This window comes from Pectobacterium aquaticum (genome assembly GCF_003382565.3).
GTDB classification, from domain to species: Bacteria; Pseudomonadota; Gammaproteobacteria; order Enterobacterales; family Enterobacteriaceae; genus Pectobacterium; species Pectobacterium aquaticum.
Map to the genome: position 1 here is coordinate 4,382,728 of NZ_CP086253.1, position 17,034 is coordinate 4,399,761.

13 protein-coding genes, 1 tRNA gene and 3 rRNA genes are annotated in these 17,034 nt (G+C 49.2%); 4 read left to right on the top strand and 13 right to left on the bottom strand.

Going from position 1 to position 17,034, the window contains the following annotated elements; genetic code table 11:
- Positions 1-118: 118 nt before the first annotated feature.
- Entirely contained in the window at positions 119-256 is a 138-nt protein-coding gene (locus tag DMB82_RS20275; RefSeq protein WP_145962345.1) for a YshB family small membrane protein, read from the top strand.
- Between the two features lie 57 nt (positions 257-313).
- On the opposite strand, the gene hemN is transcribed toward DMB82_RS20275, so the two are convergent.
- The 3 genes from hemN to yihI all read right to left on the bottom strand — a co-directional run bounded on the left by hemN (position 314) and on the right by yihI (position 2,569).
- On the bottom strand, positions 314-1,687 hold the full coding sequence (gene hemN, locus DMB82_RS20280; RefSeq protein ID WP_102118802.1) for an oxygen-independent coproporphyrinogen III oxidase: 1,374 nt from the start codon (positions 1,685-1,687) through the stop codon (positions 314-316).
- 147 nt (positions 1,688-1,834) lie between these two features.
- Positions 1,835-2,011, bottom strand: a complete 177-nt coding sequence (locus tag DMB82_RS20285) for a hypothetical protein (protein ID WP_162847971.1) — start codon at positions 2,009-2,011, stop codon at positions 1,835-1,837.
- A 3-nt stretch (positions 2,012-2,014) separates the two neighbouring features.
- The gene (gene yihI / locus DMB82_RS20290; protein WP_109225106.1) at positions 2,015-2,569 is read right to left on the bottom strand and encodes a Der GTPase-activating protein YihI; all 555 of its coding nucleotides are present in this window, start codon (positions 2,567-2,569) and stop codon (positions 2,015-2,017) included.
- Between the two features lie 203 nt (positions 2,570-2,772).
- On the opposite strand from yihI, the gene yihA reads away from it, so the two are divergent.
- Positions 2,773-3,408, top strand: coding sequence for a ribosome biogenesis GTP-binding protein YihA/YsxC (yihA, locus tag DMB82_RS20295; protein WP_116156603.1), 636 nt, complete (start codon positions 2,773-2,775; stop codon positions 3,406-3,408).
- A gap of 203 nt (positions 3,409-3,611) precedes the next feature.
- Here the strand turns inward: yihA and spfP are convergent, their stop codons facing one another.
- The 5 genes from spfP to DMB82_RS20315 form a co-directional block, all read right to left on the bottom strand.
- Positions 3,612-3,659: a small protein SpfP gene (gene spfP, locus DMB82_RS20865; RefSeq protein ID WP_071892919.1), complete on the bottom strand. Its 48-nt coding sequence runs from the start codon at positions 3,657-3,659 to the stop codon at positions 3,612-3,614.
- A 162-nt stretch (positions 3,660-3,821) separates the two neighbouring features.
- Positions 3,822-6,611, bottom strand: a complete 2,790-nt coding sequence (gene polA / locus DMB82_RS20300) for a DNA polymerase I (protein ID WP_102118805.1) — start codon at positions 6,609-6,611, stop codon at positions 3,822-3,824.
- 378 nt (positions 6,612-6,989) lie between these two features.
- Positions 6,990-7,613, bottom strand: coding sequence for a thiol:disulfide interchange protein DsbA (gene dsbA, locus DMB82_RS20305; protein ID WP_102118806.1), 624 nt, complete (start codon positions 7,611-7,613; stop codon positions 6,990-6,992).
- A 24-nt stretch (positions 7,614-7,637) separates the two neighbouring features.
- Positions 7,638-8,624, bottom strand: coding sequence for a serine/threonine protein kinase (locus tag DMB82_RS20310; protein ID WP_102118807.1), 987 nt, complete (start codon positions 8,622-8,624; stop codon positions 7,638-7,640).
- 78 nt (positions 8,625-8,702) lie between these two features.
- Positions 8,703-8,972, bottom strand: coding sequence for a YihD family protein (locus DMB82_RS20315; RefSeq protein WP_005968263.1), 270 nt, complete (start codon positions 8,970-8,972; stop codon positions 8,703-8,705).
- A 212-nt stretch (positions 8,973-9,184) separates the two neighbouring features.
- Here DMB82_RS20315 and mobA point away from each other — a divergent pair, with 212 nt between their 5' ends.
- Complete coding sequence (gene mobA / locus DMB82_RS20320) at positions 9,185-9,763, top strand: molybdenum cofactor guanylyltransferase MobA (RefSeq protein ID WP_102119597.1); 579 nt, start codon at positions 9,185-9,187, stop codon at positions 9,761-9,763.
- Entirely contained in the window at positions 9,753-10,274 is a 522-nt protein-coding gene (gene mobB, locus DMB82_RS20325) for a molybdopterin-guanine dinucleotide biosynthesis protein MobB (RefSeq protein ID WP_102119596.1), read from the top strand. Before mobA ends, mobB begins: the two co-directional genes overlap by 11 nt.
- A gap of 189 nt (positions 10,275-10,463) precedes the next feature.
- Here the strand turns inward: mobB and rrf are convergent.
- The 5 genes from rrf to rbsR form a co-directional block, all read right to left on the bottom strand.
- Positions 10,464-10,579: ribosomal RNA gene (rrf, locus tag DMB82_RS20330) — 5S ribosomal RNA — on the bottom strand.
- A gap of 129 nt (positions 10,580-10,708) precedes the next feature.
- Positions 10,709-13,615, bottom strand: a 23S ribosomal RNA gene (locus DMB82_RS20335).
- A 235-nt stretch (positions 13,616-13,850) separates the two neighbouring features.
- Positions 13,851-13,926, bottom strand: a tRNA-Glu gene (locus DMB82_RS20340).
- Positions 13,927-14,066: 140 nt separating this feature from the next.
- Positions 14,067-15,608, bottom strand: a 16S ribosomal RNA gene (locus DMB82_RS20345).
- The 16S, 23S and 5S rRNA genes sit together here with 1 tRNA gene alongside, the layout of an rRNA operon.
- 429 nt (positions 15,609-16,037) lie before the next feature.
- A complete protein-coding gene (gene rbsR, locus DMB82_RS20350) occupies positions 16,038-17,033 on the bottom strand; it encodes a ribose operon transcriptional repressor RbsR (RefSeq protein WP_167469180.1) in 996 nt (331 codons plus the stop codon).
- Position 17,034 lies beyond the last annotated feature (1 nt).

The following is a 17,034-nucleotide window of genomic DNA, read 5'->3' on the forward strand; positions in this document are numbered from 1 at the left end:
TGTTAACAAACAAATTGGTGATAAAAAATACAATCTGGCGCACGAAATTGTCATTAATTCGTCCTTTACTTGCCTCGGGTCAGCAGTATGATCGTGTCGCTGATTCGGGAGGAACACCATGCTGGACTCATTGATTTCCGTTGCAACACTTTCTGTTGCAACACATGGCGCTGAAATTGGCTCCGCGGCAAGCCATTCGCCGCAGGCTGCTATTGCCGCCGTGTTGTGTGCCGCACTGATTAACTTCTTTAGTTAATCCTATAAGCGTTCAAGAACAGCCAGTCGATGCAAAATCGACTGGCTGTTTTTTTGACTAAATCACGCGGGAAAATTGCTGCGTTCTGAGCTTGTTACGTAGATAGACATCAAAGCACATACAGATATTACGGATCAGCAACCGTCCCTTCGGCGTCACCACCAGCCCGTCAGCCTGACTATCGACCAGCCCATCGGCCACCAGCGGAGCCAGCAGCGCTAAATCCTGCTCAAAGTAGGTTTTAAAATCGATAGCATATTCCGCTTCAATGGGTGCATAGCTAAGCTGGAAATTACAAATTAGCATCTTAATCACATCACGGCGAAGGCAGTCATCACGCGTCAGCTGTAACCCACGCCACAGGCCATTTCCCTGGTCTTTAACCTGTGCGTAATACTGCTTCAGCTCTTTCTGGTTCTGGGCATAACTGTCACCGATCATACTAATCGCCGACACCCCCATACCGAGAAGATCGCTATCGCCCTGCGTCGTATATCCCTGGAAATTGCGATGCAGCTTCCCTTCGTGCTGCGCCACCGCCAGCTCATCGTCCGGCCGAGCAAAGTGATCCATACCGATAAACTGATAGCCCGATTGCGTCAGCGATCCAATCGTCTGTTGCAGAATATCCAGCTTTTGTTCCGCGCTCGGTAAATCCGCTTCTTTAATCTTGCGCTGTGCCGCGAACAGGCTGGGTAAATGCGCATAGTTAAAGACGCTAAGCCGGTGAGGGTTTAATTCCGCAACGCGCTGTAGCGTAAAGGCGAAGCTTTCCGGCGTTTGTTTCGGCAGGCCGTAAATCAAATCAATATTGGTTGAGGTGAAGCCAAGCGCTTTTGCCCGCTCAATAAGAGCAAAAATAAAGTCTTCATCCTGCTCACGATTAACCAGTTTCTGAACGTCTTTATTAAAATCCTGCACGCCCATGCTAAGGCGGTTGAACCCTTCAGCCCGCAGATGATCGAGGACGTCCAGCTCAATTTCTCGCGGATCGACTTCAAGCGACAGCTCAGCCTGATCGGAAAAAGAGAACAGCTCGCGCAGCAGCGACATCAGCCGACTGATTTGTACTTTATTCAGGTAGGTTGGTGTACCGCCACCCCAATGCAATTGCGTCACTGTTCGTCCGACGAATAGCGGCGCACGCTGGCGAATTTCCAGCTCCAGTACATCAAGGTATTCATCCGCTTTATGCTGCTGACGCGTAACCAGCTTATTACAGCCGCAGAAATAGCACAGCCGATGGCAAAAAGGGATGTGGATATACAGCGACAGCGGTCGCTGTGGATAACGGGCGATGGCATGCTGAAACGCAGGCTCATCGTAAGCTTCACTGAATTCTAACGCTGTGGGATAAGACGTATAACGCGGCCCAGAATAGTTATATTTTTGAATCAGGGCCAGATCCCAGTCAACGGACGGTATCGACATATTCGCTCACTCCTTCCAGTTTTTACTCGGTGGGTTATCCTTCCCCTCCTTCAGATCACCAAAAAATGGCGTTCAAAAACGCTCCCGGCGTTTTGCTACTCGTCTCATCCCTGAGACTCGCCCTAAAGGGCCGTCACCTTGTGACGTTCAAAAACGCTCCCGGCGTTTTTGTCTTGGGCGTAGGCGTCGAACCTGATTCACGCGCCCGTTAAACAGGGCGCGATGCAACCGATGCTTACGCTTAGACAATAGCCATAGTTTACTGAACAGACAGAGCAGATAAAACGCAACCAGCAATATCAGGAACAGAAACAGCCATTTCATTGATTAGAACGTGTCTTTCGGGTTATTACGTTTCAAAAGCTGCAGCATATCTTCCTGCTGCTCTTCTTCGTCATCATCACCCAGCTCGATTCCAAGCTCTTCCATCAGGATGTCGATACGATCCAGCGTTTCATCAACCCATGATTGTTCTTTGGCGCTCAGCGTCTCACCGCTATCCAGACGATCCAACAAGGCATCCAGACGCGTATCGTTTTCTAACATTTCCAGCTCTTCTTCCGGTGACATCGTCGGCTTGGCAACAACGACTTTCTCCACAGGTTCAGAAGGCTTCGACTTAGGCTTCGGTTTAGCGATATCGCTATCCAACACACCAAGCTGTACAGGCTTTTTGCTGCCGATACGCGGATCGGCGACTTTACGCTGACCAGAGCGCTGATCGGCGGATGCTTTTTCCTGAGTTCGGCTGCCCGACGCGTGGCCACGATGCTTTTTATCTTTTTTGCGCTCGCGCGCTTCACGCTCCAGCTCTTCGCGGGTCTTTCTTTTTACTTTGGGTTTCCCTGCCTGATCGGCAGCCCCTTTGACAGGTCGGTTCATAATATTGTTCTCAGGTACACAGATATAAGGGAAGTGCGGCGGAATCTAGCAGAAAGCCCGCGAATAAAAAAGCGTCCACATCAGACAGCTGGGCTTTTCTTTTCGCATCAGTCTGCTGCATTTCGAGACAGATAAAGCCGCCTTTATTGTCAGTTACAGGTATAATCCCCAACCAGACAGAGATCCAGATAGAGATAACCACCGTGACCCAGCAATATAACTACCACATGACGCGTTTTATCATCAGCGCCCCGGATATTCGCCATCTGGCAACAGATAGCGGTATTGAAGTGGCCTTTGCTGGGCGCTCTAATGCCGGAAAATCCAGCGCACTGAACACACTGACCAACCAGAAAAACCTGGCACGAACCAGTAAAACGCCGGGCCGTACTCAGTTGATTAACCTGTTCCAGGTGGTAGACGGCGTGCGTTTGGTCGACCTTCCCGGCTATGGCTATGCCGAAGTGCCGGAGCAAATGAAGATCAAATGGCAACGTGCGCTCGGTGAATACCTGCAAAAGCGTAACAGCCTTAAAGGTCTGGTTGTGCTGATGGATATTCGCCATCCGCTGAAAGATCTCGATCAGCAAATGATTCAGTGGGCAGTTGATGTCCAGCTTCCAGTCTTAGTGCTGCTGACCAAAGCCGATAAGCTGGCTTCAGGCGCGCGTAAGACACAGTTGAACATGGTTCGCGAGGCTGTCTTGCCATTTATGGGTGATATTCAGGTCGAAGCATTTTCGTCACTGAAAAAACTCGGCGTCGATAAACTACAGCAGAAATTGGACAACTGGTTCAGCACGCTGCCACACGCTGAAGAAGAACAAGAAGCAGAATAATCCTTTCACGTGGTGCAGTGTATCATCACTCGCATCACGCCCCCACTTTCCCGCAATGATCGCCCACCAGAGATGTTCTTCACACTCGAAACCGTGCTGACCCACTGCTATCTATCAGGCAGTTACTGATATTTTGAGGGTAAAAATCCTGGATAAGGCCCATAAAAAACGCCCCGCTCAAAACTGAGCGGGGCGGCTAATATTCAGCCAAATCCGATTACGTGAAGTAAAAGGTCTGAAAGATAGAACATCTTACCTCTGTACCCTACGTCTTTAACTCTACCCTATTTTTTCACGGGAACAAAGGCTTTTTTGTTGTTTACTTTCATAGAAAATGGTTATCGATTACACAAAGTTAAACCAGGTCACACAATACTGTTATTTAATTACAGAAATAGCATAAAAATCGGCCATTAATGTGCTTCATCCCAGTTCATGCCCGTACCAATGTCTACCTGTAACGGAACATTCAATTGCATACAGCCTTCCATTAATGCTTTGATTTTACTAATGGATTCCTCAATAACCGAATCATGAATCTCGAAAACCAATTCATCGTGAACCTGCATGATCATCTTCACCTTCGGCGTGTCTTTCTGTAGCCAATCGTCAATCGCGATCATCGCTTTCTTAATAATATCAGCAGCAGTGCCCTGCATTGGTGCGTTAATCGCCGCACGTTCCGCGCCTTTACGCGCCATCGCATTACGAGAATGGATATCAGGCAGATAGAGACGGCGACCGTCAAGCGTGGACACATAGCCATGCTCAGCAGCCTGTTGACGCGTCCGCTCCATGTAATCCTGCACACCGGGGTAACGCTCAAAATACAGGTTCATGTACTTCTGCGATTCGCTACGCGGAATATTCAACTGACGCGACAGGCCAAATGCGCTCATGCCGTAGATCAGACCAAAGTTGATCGCTTTCGCACTGCGGCGCTGTTCTGATGTCACCTTATCCAAGGCGATGCCAAACACTTCTGACGCCGTTGCCCGGTGGATATCCACCCCGTTAGCAAACGCGTTCAACAGCCCTTTATCACCGGATAAGTGCGCCATGATACGCAGTTCGATTTGCGAGTAATCCGCCGCAACAATGCTGTAGCCCTTCGGTGCAATGAATGCCTGACGAATACGGCGCCCTTCGTCATTACGCACCGGGATATTTTGCAGGTTCGGATCGCTGGAAGACAAACGCCCAGTTGCGGTAACAGCCTGATGATAAGACGTATGAACACGCTTCGTCGCCGGATTGATCATCAGCGGCAGCTTATCGGTGTAAGTAGATTTCAGCTTGGCCAACCCACGATATTCCAAGATCAGCTTCGGCAGAGGGTAATCCAGCGCCAGTTCAGCCAACACTTCTTCATTGGTTGACGGTGCGCCTTTTGGCGTTTTCTTCAGAATCGGCAGCTTTTGTTTTTCATACAAAATCCCCTGTAGCTGCTTGGTCGATGAGAGGTTGAACTCTTCGCCCGCCAGCTCATAGGCTTGTGTTTCCAACTCTGCCAGACGAATTGTGAGCTCTTTTGAGTGTTCCGCGAGGATAGCAGGATCGATAAGCACGCCCGTACGCTCAATGCGGGATAAAACCGGCACCAGCGGCATATCGATAGTCTGGAAGACTTGGCACAGATCGGCATGCGGCTGGAGTTTCCCCCAGAGCTTCTGGTGCAGATGCAGCGTAACGTCCGCGTCCTCGGCGGCATAAGGCCCAGCCTGTTCCAGCGCAATCTGATTAAACGTCAGCTGATTTTTTCCCTTACCCGCGATCTCTTCAAAGGTAATGGTTTTGTGGCTCAGATAGCGTTCGGCTAGGCTATCCATATCGTGGCGGCCCGCCACGCTGTCTAGCACATAAGATTCCAGCATGGTATCAAACGCGATGCCGCGTAAATCGATGTCATACCGCTGCATCACGCCTTTATCAAATTTGAGATTCTGGCCAATCTTAAGCAGCTTCTCATCTTCCAGCAGCGGTTTGAACAAGGCCAATACCTTGGTGCGATCCAACTGTTCCGGTGCATCCAGATAGTCATGTGCCAACGGCAGATAAGCCGCTTCACCTGGCTTAATCGCAAATGACAGACCAATCAGATTGGCGGTGAGCGTATCCAGCCCGTCGGTTTCCGTATCAAAAGCGAAAACCTCAGCCTGTTTTAAACGCTCAATCCAGTCCAGCAGCGTTTTTTCATCAAGAATCGTGACATAACCGTCGGCAGAAAGCGTAGGCGCGTTATCTTCTTCAGCAACTTGCTCAACCACCGCGTTACTCACCGCCTGAACAGGCTGGCTGCTCTTTCTACCTTGCATCCAGGTGCCTGATTCAACATCTGATAACCAGCGTTTAAATTCATAACGGGAAAAAAGACGATGTAGCTCATCTACATCCAGCTCGTTAACGGTGAGCTGATCGCAGCTAAGCTCCAGCTCGACATCCGTTTTAATGGTGGCCAGCTGATAAGAGAGGTAGGCCACTTCTTTGTGCTGTTCCAGCTTCGGTGCCATGGTTTTCGCACCACGGAAGGAAAGCCCGGCAATTTTATCAAGATTGGCATAGAGCGAATCCAGCCCGCCGAGCCCTTGCAATAGCGCTTGAGCCGTTTTTTCACCCACGCCAGGTACACCGGGAATGTTATCCGATGCATCTCCCATCAGCGCAAGGAAATCGATAATCAGCTCAGGAGGAATACCGTACTTATCACACACTTCCTGTGGGCCAAGAATCGAGTTATTCATGGTATTGATGAGCGTCACGCTCGGCGTCACCAGTTGCGCCATATCTTTATCGCCGGTACTAATCAGCACCGACTTACCCGCTTTTTCCGCCTGAACGGCGAGCGTACCAATAACATCGTCCGCTTCTACGCCGGAAACCGCCAGAAGCGGAAGCCCCATCGCTTTCACCATCTTATGCAGAGGCTCTATTTGCTCGCGTAGATCCTCCGGCATCGGTGGGCGGTGAGCCTTATAATTTTCGAACAGTTCATCGCGAAACGTTTTTCCTTTCGCATCAAAAACGACGGCAACGTGGCTAGGCTGATATTGCAACAGCAAACTACGTAGCATATTCAGTACGCCATACATTGCACCGGTGGCTTCTCCCGCGCTGTTTGTTAACGGTGGGAAAGCGTGATAAGCACGATACAAATAGGATGAACCGTCTACCAGTATTAAAGGATTTTCTGCAATCTGAGCCATAGCCTGCCATGATCGTTGTTGTCTGTCATAGCGCTAAGCATGCCATAGGTCAGGGAAAGAGACGATCCTTAACGTGAGGTATTGGCTGATTTTGCATGGATCCTCGCAAGATCTTCCTGTGGATAACTTTGTGAATAGTTTTCCCCGATTAATTGCTAACTCTCCTTATTATCTTAAGCTACTTTTTTATATTCATTAATTTCATGAAGTTATAATATAATCTATTTGTTTTTCAGGTATGAAAAACCGTCATCCAATTTGTGGATATAAACAAAAAGATAAATAGATATTGCGAGTTGATGAGATATAAAAGATAAGAAGATGAACAGCAGGAAGGTATAAGTTCATGCGGTTTTACCCGCATGACTTATTAAATAATTACTTCTTGGTAATGAGGAACTTCACCACGTCAGCGTACTGTTTTACATATCCATCCATTGAACTGGTATCAAGACCATCATTCTTGATCATATATTTACCGTTAACGAACATGGCTGGAACACCGCGTAATTGTAAATCTGCCGCCGCTTTTTCCTGCTGGGCAACCAAAGATTTCACAACAAAGCTATTTAGTGCACCATCAAACTCTTCCGCGCTCACGCCAGCTTTCACAAAGACTTCGCGAATATCTTCCGGTTTTTGTACGGTCTGTGTTTTCTGAACCGCATCAAACATCAGCGGGGTAATTTTATCTTCAACGCCCAGCGCCATAGCGACAGCCCATGCCTGCGTCAGGTTTTTACCCAGTGGGCCCAGGAAGTCCACGTGATAACGTGTCATCTTCGTACCTTCTGGCAACGCTTTTTTTACTGCATCTGGAACGTGGTAAACCTGTTCAAATTGATAGCAGTGCGGGCAATAGAATGAGAAGAACTCAAGAACCTGAGACTCTTGGGTTGCAGGTTTATCTAATTCTACATATTGTTTGCCGTCAGAAAACTCTGCAGCAGAAGCACTAAATGCCAGAACAACGCCCATCAGCGCAAGCAATAATTTTTTCATAAATTTCACTCTCTCCATTTAATTTCAGTACATTGGCATTAGCTGTAGAGGAGGTTCCTGCAACAGCTGAGTTTGCCCAATAAATATTGCCGTTTGCTTCAACCAGAAATCAGCATCCGTCATCCAGGGGAAATTTTTCGGAAACGCGGGATCTTCCCAGCGACGGGCAACCCAAGCCAGATAATAAACCTGCCGCATCGCGCGAAGAGGCTCAATCAGCGCGAGCTCTTTCTCCTGAAATTCCGCAAATTCGCTATAGGCTTCTAACAAGATATCCAGTTGAATACGTTGTTCACGACGGTCACCATGCAACAGCATCCATAAATCCTGAATTGCTGGACCATTGCGGGCATCATCCAAATCCACAAATAGCGGACCATCACGCCACAAAATATTGCCTGGATGACAATCCCCATGCAGACGCAGTGGCCGCCAGTCGTTATGCCAATAAGTTTCAACTGTATCAATCAGTTGACGGGTCGCCTGTAAAAAATCATGTCGATGTATTTTCGGTATTAGCGGACATGTCTCCAGCAGCAGATAAGGTTCATGCAGATATTCATTTACCCCAATCGTCGGACGCTCGGTGAATAACGATTTCTGTCCCGTCTGGTGAATCCGACCGAGAAAACGACCGACCCACTCTAGCTGGTCTTCATTATCCATTTCATACTGCCGCCCGCCCACGCTGGGGAATACGGCAAAATGAAATCCTTCATAGACATTCAACGTCTGTCCATTAAGCGAGATGGGGGCGACAATAGGGACTTCATCTTCTGCCAATTGCTGGGCAAAAATATGCTCTTCCTGAATCTGCGCCGTGCTCCACCGTTCTGGGCGGTAAAATTTCACCACGAATCGTTTACGATCTTCATCCGCAAACTGGTACACCCGGTTCTCATAACTGTTTAATGCCGTCAAACCAGAATCAACGCGCAGCCCAACATCCAGCAAGGCATCCATGATCAGATCGGGGAATAGCGTCTGAAAATTAAATATCGAACTATTCATCACGGCCACAAATGGTTAGAGGCAATGTAATAGGTATGCGTGCAATAGTTAGCATCATGAACGTGTTATTCCTTTCCACTAGTCTTTAATAACTCCTCGGGCACGAAGCAAAGCTGTCTTAAAATCTTCTTCGTAGTCTTTCTTCAAACCGGGGATGACTTGTTCTTTATCTGCATCACGCATTTTTAGATGGTAAATAAGGATATCATCAGTCAGTTCATTTAACTGCCCCTCGAACCCCGCCTCCTGTGCAAGGTTTTGTAAAAATTGCACCAGATTTAAATCGGGTTCTTTTTGCCAGGCTGGGTGCAACAGTTCAATAAGCTCATTAACACGATGACATTTCATTTTTTTCTCCTTAAAAAAGATTTGTGCTCAATAAATTTCAAGGTGCCAGAAGCCGCTTGAACGATATTGAGCATATAGTGATAAAAATAACAGCCTTGCGCATATGAGGAAAGAACTTGGTCTTCAGCGAAAGTTTTTAGAGAATAACGCATAGTTTATCCCTCAAAACATTCAGAACAGAAGAAAGTGAGCATAGATACTTGGAAAGCAAAATGATTACCGGTGTTATTCTCGCAGGCGGACGGGCAACACGCATGGGCGGGCACGATAAAGGTCTTATAGCACTGAACGGTGTGCCGCTATACCAGCACGTTCTGTATCGGCTTAAAGCACAGGTCGATGAGGTCATGATTAGCGCTAACCGCAATCAGGTTGTGTATGCGCAAAGTGGCTGCCGCATTATTGGTGACGTTGATACAAGCTTTCCAGGCCCGTTGGCGGGCATTCTGAGCGGATTACATGCCTCTTCATCCGAATGGGTCGCATTCGTCCCTTGCGATGTCCCTGCTCTCCCCCTCGATCTGGTTCACCGATTGTGGGAAGCACGTGGGGAAGCCAATGCGGCTTATGCCACTGATGGAGAACGGCCACATCCCACATTACTCTTAATCAATAGAAACCTTATTGAGCCGTTGGAAGCTTATCTGCATCTTGGAAACCGTAAGCTGATGCTATTTATGGAACAGGTTGGAGCAAACGCTGTTTCATTTAGCGATCAGCCTAAAGCCTTTCGCAATATGAATTCGCCTGAAGATTTATCCAATTGGGAGGATCAACACCGTGAATCCTAATCGTGTCCCCTTGCTCGCTATTACTGCTTATAGCGGTACAGGTAAAACGGCATTACTTAAACACGTCATCCCGCTGCTGACTCATCATGGTGTTCGAGTCGGACTTATTAAACATACACATCATCAAATGGATATTGATACGCCAGGTAAAGATAGCTATGAGCTCCGTAAGGCAGGCGCAGCACAAACCATTGTTGCCAGCAGCCAAAGGTGGGCGCTGATGACGGAGACTCCAGATCAGGAAGAACCCAATATTTACGATCTAGCTGGGAAAATGGATGTATCAACTCTCGACCTGGTGCTGGTTGAGGGTTTTAAACACGAGAAGATCGCTAAAATAGCCTTATTTCGCCAATCATTGGGTAGGGAATTAAGTGATTTGATCGATGAATATGTCATCGCGATTGCAGCGGATACAGAGATAGACACCCGACTTCCGGTGCTTGATATCAATCAACCAGAACAGGTTGCTGCTTTTATCCGACAATGGCTCAAAAATAATAATCTGTAGTGCGGAATAGACAACCGTTAATACTGAACCATTGGGTAATGTCTGGCAGAAAATGGGCTTCTGAACCCAAAAAACTAAACCCTCCCCATGCGCTGTATCCATCATGTGATCTTCAGATTTTTGTAAATCCACCCAATTCCCATAGCAAAAAGCCCCTGTCTTGCGACAGGGGCTTTCCACTTATTTGATGCCTGGCAGTTCCCTACTCTCACATGGGGAAGCCCCACACTACCATCGGCGCTACGGCGTTTCACTTCTGAGTTCGGCATGGGGTCAGGTGGGACCACCGCGCTATCGCCGCCAGGCAAATTCTGTTTCATTCCAACCGTCATGCTTCGCTCACGCTCTCGCACAACCATCAGAACCAATCCTAAAACAAGCTAAATATCAAAACACGTCTCTATGAGTCACTCGCAAAACACCTTCGGTGTTGTAAGGTTAAGCCTCTCGGGTCATTAGTACTGGTTAGCTCAACGTATCGCTACGCTTACACACCCAGCCTATCTACGTCGTCGTCTTCAACGGCCCTTCAGGGGCATCTAGTGCCCAGGGAAGACTCATCTCGAGGCAAGTTTCCCGCTTAGATGCTTTCAGCGGTTATCTCTTCCGCACTTAGCTACCGGGCAATGCAATTGGCATCACAACCCGAACACCAGTGGTGCGTTCACTCCGGTCCTCTCGTACTAGGAGCAACCCCTCTCAATCTTCCAACGCCCACGGCAGATAGGGACCGAACTGTCTCACGACGTTCTAAACCCAGCTCGCGTACCACTTTAAATGGCGAACAGCCATACCCTTGGGACCTACTTCAGCCCCAGGATGTGATGAGCCGACATCGAGGTGCCAAACACCGCCGTCGATATGAACTCTTGGGCGGTATCAGCCTGTTATCCCCGGAGTACCTTTTATCCGTTGAGCGATGGCCCTTCCATTCAGAACCACCGGATCACTAAGACCTGCTTTCGCACCTGCTCGAGCTGTCACTCTCGCAGTCAAGCTAGCTTATGCCTTTGCACTAACCTCCTGATGTCCGACCAGGATTAGCTAACCTTCGTGCTCCTCCGTTACGCTTTGGGAGGAGACCGCCCCAGTCAAACTACCCACCAGACACTGTCCGCAACCCGGATTACGGGCCCACGTTAGAACATCAAACATTAAAGGGTGGTATTTCAAGGTTGGCTCCACAAGAACTGGCGTCCTCGCTTCAAAGCCTCCCACCTATCCTACACATCAAGGCTCAAGGTTCAGTGTCAAGCTATAGTAAAGGTTCACGGGGTCTTTCCGTCTTGCCGCGGGTACACTGCATCTTCACAGCGAGTTCAATTTCACTGAGTCTCGGGTGGAGACAGCCTGGCCATCATTACGCCATTCGTGCAGGTCGGAACTTACCCGACAAGGAATTTCGCTACCTTAGGACCGTTATAGTTACGGCCGCCGTTTACCGGGGCTTCGATCAAGAGCTTCGCCTTGCGGCTGACCCCATCAATTAACCTTCCGGCACCGGGCAGGCGTCACACCGTATACGTCCACTTTCGTGTTTGCACAGTGCTGTGTTTTTATTAAACAGTTGCAGCCAGCTGGTATCTTCGACTGAGTTCAGCTCCGTGAGCACGTCACTTCACCTACCATCAGCGTGCCTTCTCCCGAAGTTACGGCACCATTTTGCCTAGTTCCTTCACCCGAGTTCTCTCAAGCGCCTGAGTATTCTCTACCTGACCACCTGTGTCGGTTTGGGGTACGATTTGATGTTACCTGGAGCTTAGAGGCTTTTCCTGGAAGCGTAGCATTGGTTACTTCATCACCGTAGTGACTCGTCATCACGCCTCAGTGTTAATGACGACCCGGATTTACCAAGGTCATCCACCTTCACGCTTAAACCGGGACAACCGTCGCCCGGATAACCTAGCTTTCTCCGTCCCCCCTTCGCAGTAACACCGAGTACAGGAATATTAACCTGTTTCCCATCGACTACGCTTTTCAGCCTCGCCTTAGGGGTCGACTCACCCTGCCCCGATTAACGTTGGACAGGAACCCTTGGTCTTCCGGCGTGCGGGTTTTTCACCCGCATTATCGTTACTTATGTCAGCATTCGCACTTCTGATACCTCCAGCAGCCCTCACAGGCCACCTTCGACGGCTTACAGAACGCTCCCCTACCCAACAACACCTAAGTGTCGCTGCCGCAGCTTCGGTGCATGGTTTAGCCCCGTTACATCTTCCGCGCAGGCCGACTCGACCAGTGAGCTATTACGCTTTCTTTAAATGATGGCTGCTTCTAAGCCAACATCCTGGCTGTCTATGCCTTCCCACATCGTTTCCCACTTAACCATGACTTTGGGACCTTAGCTGGCGGTCTGGGTTGTTTCCCTCTTCACGACGAACGTTAGCACCCGCCGTGTGTCTCCCGTGATAACATTCTTCGGTATTCGGAGTTTGCATCGGGTTGGTAAGTCGGGATGACCCCCTAGCCGAAACAGTGCTCTACCCCCGAAGATGAATTCACGAGGCGCTACCTAAATAGCTTTCGGGGAGAACCAGCTATCTCCCGGTTTGATTGGCCTTTCACCCCCAGCCACAAGTCATCCGCTAATTTTTCAACATTAGTCGGTTCGGTCCTCCAGTTAGTGTTACCCAACCTTCAACCTGCCCATGGCTAGATCACCGGGTTTCGGGTCTATACCCTGCAACTTAACGCCCAGTTAAGACTCGGTTTCCCTGCGGCTCCCCTATACGGTTAACCTTGCTACAGAATATAAGTCGCTGACCCATTATACAAAAGGTACGCAGTCACCTAACAAGTAGGCTCCCACTGCTTGTACGTACACGGTTTCAGGTTCTATTTCACTCCCCTCGCCGGGGTTCTTTTCGCCTTTCCCTCACGGTACTGGTTCACTATCGGTCAGTCAGGAGTATTTAGCCTTGGAGGATGGTCCCCCCATATTCAGACAGGATGTCACGTGTCCCGCCCTACTCATCGAACTCACAACTTGTGCATTTTTGTGTACGGGACTATCACCCTTTACTGTGCGACTTTCCAGACGCTTCCACTAACACACAAACTGATTCAGGTTCTGGGCTCCTCCCCGTTCGCTCGCCGCTACTGGGGGAATCTCGGTTGATTTCTTTTCCTCGGGGTACTGAGATGTTTCAGTTCCCCCGGTTCGCCTCATGACACTATGTATTCATGTCATGATAGTGTGTCGAAACACACTGGGTTTCCCCATTCGGGTATCGTCGGGTATAACGCTTCATATCAGCTTACCGACGCTTATCGCAGATTAGCACGCCCTTCATCGCCTCTGACTGCCTAGGCATCCACCGTGTACGCTTAGTCGCTTAACCTCACAACCCGAAGGTGTCTTTAATAAATAAAGCCAACGTCGCGCTGCGATTATTTGAGAGACTCATTGACAAACTGATTCATCACTCACACTACATTACTGTTGTGTCAGTATGTTCAGCTGTCATGTTTCAATTTTCAGCTTGTTCCAGATTGTTAAAGAGCAATATCGTAAACATGACTCCGAAGAATCATCTTTAAGATATTCATGATAATGTCTTTCACTCATTATCGGATTGGCGTCCCCAAGGGGATTCGAACCCCTGTTACAGCCGTGAAAGGGCAGTGTCCTAGGCCTCTAGACGATGGGGACACGAAAAATCCGTACCGAATCAGAAATTCGGCACTATCGCGTCAGCATGAGTTTACACTCATCGCATCAACAGGTGCGCTTGCTCAGTATTTTCATCAGACAATCTGTGTGAGCACTTCACTTAACACACATCTTCTTGGTAAGGAGGTGATCCAACCGCAGGTTCCCCTACGGTTACCTTGTTACGACTTCACCCCAGTCATGAATCACAAAGTGGTAAGCGCCCTCCCGAAGGTTAAGCTACCTACTTCTTTTGCAACCCACTCCCATGGTGTGACGGGCGGTGTGTACAAGGCCCGGGAACGTATTCACCGTAGCATTCTGATCTACGATTACTAGCGATTCCGACTTCATGGAGTCGAGTTGCAGACTCCAATCCGGACTACGACGTACTTTATGAGGTCCGCTTGCTCTCGCGAGGTCGCTTCTCTTTGTATACGCCATTGTAGCACGTGTGTAGCCCTACTCGTAAGGGCCATGATGACTTGACGTCATCCCCACCTTCCTCCGGTTTATCACCGGCAGTCTCCTTTGAGTTCCCGACCGAATCGCTGGCAACAAAGGATAAGGGTTGCGCTCGTTGCGGGACTTAACCCAACATTTCACAACACGAGCTGACGACAGCCATGCAGCACCTGTCTCACAGTTCCCGAAGGCACTAAGGTATCTCTACCAAATTCTGTGGATGTCAAGAGTAGGTAAGGTTCTTCGCGTTGCATCGAATTAAACCACATGCTCCACCGCTTGTGCGGGCCCCCGTCAATTCATTTGAGTTTTAACCTTGCGGCCGTACTCCCCAGGCGGTCGATTTAACGCGTTAGCTCCGGAAGCCACGCCTCAAGGGCACAACCTCCAAATCGACATCGTTTACAGCGTGGACTACCAGGGTATCTAATCCTGTTTGCTCCCCACGCTTTCGCACCTGAGCGTCAGTCTTTGTCCAGGGGGCCGCCTTCGCCACCGGTATTCCTCCAGATCTCTACGCATTTCACCGCTACACCTGGAATTCTACCCCCCTCTACAAGACTCTAGCCTGTCAGTTTTGAATGCAGTTCCCAGGTTAAGCCCGGGGATTTCACATCCAACTTAACAGACCGCCTGCGTGCGCTTTACGCCCAGTCATTCCGATTAACGCTTGCACCCTCCGTATTACCGCGGCTGCTGGCACGGAGTTAGCCGGTGCTTCTTCTGCGGGTAACGTCAATCGATAAGGTTATTAACCTCACCGCCTTCCTCCCCGCTGAAAGTGCTTTACAACCCGAAGGCCTTCTTCACACACGCGGCATGGCTGCATCAGGCTTGCGCCCATTGTGCAATATTCCCCACTGCTGCCTCCCGTAGGAGTCTGGACCGTGTCTCAGTTCCAGTGTGGCTGGTCATCCTCTCAGACCAGCTAGGGATCGTCGCCTAGGTGAGCCATTACCTCACCTACTAGCTAATCCCATCTGGGCACATCCGATGGCGAGAGGCCCTAAGGTCCCCCTCTTTGGTCCGAAGACGTTATGCGGTATTAGCTACCGTTTCCAGTAGTTATCCCCCTCCATCAGGCAGTTTCCCAGACATTACTCACCCGTCCGCCGCTCGTCACCCAGAGAGCAAGCTCTCCTGTGCTACCGCTCGACTTGCATGTGTTAGGCCTGCCGCCAGCGTTCAATCTGAGCCATGATCAAACTCTTCAATTTAAGATTTGTTTGATTTGCTGAACTCGTCAGCGATGCTCAAAGAATTAGTCACTGTTCATTCGTAATGAATTTTACTGTTGTTCACTCTTCAAGACTTTTTTATATCGTTAAGATACGGTCTTGTGAGTGCCCACACAGATTGTCTGATTATATTGTTAAAGAGCAGTGCCACTTCATCGGTGGCGCGGGCTGCACATACTATGCTTTTCCGCTGTGAAGTCAAGTCATTACTGACTGCTTCGTTGAATCTTTTTGCTGTCACCACAACCGCGTGTCGCTGTTGCCGTGTCAGTGGATGCGCATTATAGGGACTTCTCGGCCACTGACAAGCGCTAAATGCAAAAAAATTATCGAGTGATTTTTTTTTCAGCAAAGCGAATTAAAAGACGCCATTATGCCGGGTTTTTCGCCGCTAATTGGGCGAAATTATCATCGAACAGACTGACGAACCATCAATTCCGGCGTCAACACCAGCGCATTAGGTTCTGTATTGGGATGTTCTAGACGATACAAAAGTGTATCCACCGCTAATTCGCCGAGTTCATCTTTAGGTTGGTGAACAGTAGTTAGAGGTGGAGACATATAGCGGGCCAGTTCAATGTCATCGTAACCAATAACTGCCATATCTTGCGGAATAGAAAGTCCAGCCTGATAAAGCGCATGGTAAACGCCAACGGCCATCGCATCGTTACTGGTGAACACCGCTTCAGGTTTATCTTCCAGCGCTAACAACTGCTGCATAGCGCGGTAGCCCGCTTCAAACTCAAAATCACCGAAAATTTCATAATCAGCGGGAACGGATAGCCCAGCGAGCTGCATCGCCTGTCGATAACCTTCTAATCGGTTATAGGCGGTCGTCTTGTCTTTTGGACCCGCAATGCAGGCTATCTTTTTATAACCACGGGAAATGAGGTAATTGGTCGCGATCTCTCCACCGAGCAGGGAGTTATCTTTAATGACGTCCATGACGCCCTCAAAAGGGGCCCAATCCATCATGACCATAGGTATTGAAGGATAGCGGCTCATCATTTCAGGCAAAGGGCGATGGTTTTCGGTGCACATCAGCAGTACGCCGTCGACCCGCTTTTGCAGCAGCGTTTCGAGACTATGGCTCATTCTGTCGCGATCGCCTTCGGTGTTGCACAGAATCAGGCTATAGCCTCGCTCATAACAGCAGCGCTCTACGCCACGAACCACTTCGGCATAAAATGGGTTATTACTGGCGGTGAGCAACATGCCGATGGTGCGGGTCTGGTTTATTTTCAGACTTCTGGCCAGCGCAGACGGCGCATAGTTGAGATCCTCAACGGCCTTCACCACTTTTTCGCGAATGGTATCGCTGACAAAACGATTGTTATTAATGACGTGAGATACGGTAGAAGTAGAAACGCCCGCAAGACGGGCGACATCTTTCATGGTGGCCAAA